Origin of the sequence: Shewanella sp. SM20 (assembly GCF_025654545.1) — a bacterium.
In the GTDB taxonomy this organism is placed as follows: Bacteria; Pseudomonadota; Gammaproteobacteria; order Enterobacterales; family Shewanellaceae; genus Shewanella; species Shewanella oncorhynchi.
Genome location: NZ_JAKKRK010000124.1, coordinates 1 through 1244, shown reverse-complemented (window position 1 = coordinate 1244; position 1244 = coordinate 1). Strand labels below are relative to the sequence as shown.

At 49.3% G+C, this 1244-nt stretch carries 1 protein-coding gene; it reads right to left on the bottom strand.

Features of this window, described 5'->3' with window-relative positions; genetic code table 11:
- Nucleotides 1-20: 20 nt before the first annotated feature.
- The gene (locus L5M18_RS23160; RefSeq protein ID WP_042849116.1) at nucleotides 21-1145 is read right to left on the bottom strand and encodes an ISAs1 family transposase; all 1125 of its coding nucleotides are present in this window, start codon (nucleotides 1143-1145) and stop codon (nucleotides 21-23) included.
- Nucleotides 1146-1244: the final 99 nt, after the last annotated feature.

Here is a 1244-nt window from a genome sequence, read left to right as displayed (position 1 = left end):
CAGGGTGAGATTACGAGTGGTCATTTAATAACCACACTCATGCCGGCTTCAAGCACCGCATCCAAATAAGCCTCATTCATCAATGCCTGACGCTGCTTTCTTCTGATACTCATTTTTCGCTTCTCAGCGCGTAACATATTCAAACCAAAGTGTCGCATCGTGGCAAGATTAGTCGCTGCATTACCACGGTATATCTGGCACGCATCCTCACCTAAACTCACATCCAGCACCCAGTGCAACTGGTTTTCGATACTCCAATGCTCGCGAACTGCGCTGGCTAGCCGCTCGGCACTAAGCGCGGCTGAGCTAATAAAATAACGTTGCTCTAACACCGCACGCTTGTGCTTTTCCACCCGGTAAGTCGTTGCCATGCCAAGGGTTGTCAGCGCTGGCCACGCAGCTTTGAGTTTTTCCGGTAATTCACTGGCATCACATACCTGGAATTCTCGGTACTCCAAGCGCCCACGGTTCTTTTCCAATGACTGCGCTGCACTGTCTTTGCGCGCCTTACCCGCAAACACTTGTTTTACTGCATCGTGCAGCTGTCCTTGGTTGCCTTTAACCGTCAGCAGGTAGTCAGCTTCTTTATCTACTATCTGCTGCGCTATCTCTTTCTGGCATCCCATGGCATCCAAACTGACCAAGCATCCTTTAAGCTCCAGCAAGTTAAGTAGCTGAGGTATCGCCGTAATTTCGTTGCTCTTCTCGTCCGTTTTAACCTGGCCCATTACCACGCCATTGGCACTGGCAAACGCGCTAACCATATGAATAGATGAGCAGCGGTCTTCACGGTTGTAGGAGCCGCGCAGCGTTTTGCCGTCAATCGCTACTACCTGACCATCAGTAAGTTCTGTACAAGCCTGCATCCAACTGGCAAAGCAACGCTGTAAGGCTTCGCTGTCCAGCAATGACATCACCCGCGCGATAGTGTCGTGTACCGGCAAGCCCAGTTTGAAAAAACCATGTTCTTGCAACCAGTCAAAGCGGTTTTCACCGAAATCTTCAATATCTTCCCAGCCCTCACAGCCTGCGATAACTGCACACAGCGTTAAAAACACCACGTCAAACAAGGGATAAACGACCTTAGATGCTTGCCTTGGGTCTTCTAATTCTGAAAAGTGCTCTGCAAAAATATCGATGTTCATAAACTGGCTCCGCGTAAAAGCCAGTATCTGATCACAACGGAAGATCGCGGTCAATCAGTTATGTTAAAGTGCGCGTTAAATGTTCGTGATCTTGCCCTG

What these genes read in the sequence shown, in the direction of transcription:
- L5M18_RS23160 (WP_042849116.1), bottom strand. Translation starts at nt 1,145, where the DNA reads ATGAACATCGATATTTTTGCAGAGCACTTTTCAGAATTAGAAGACCCA.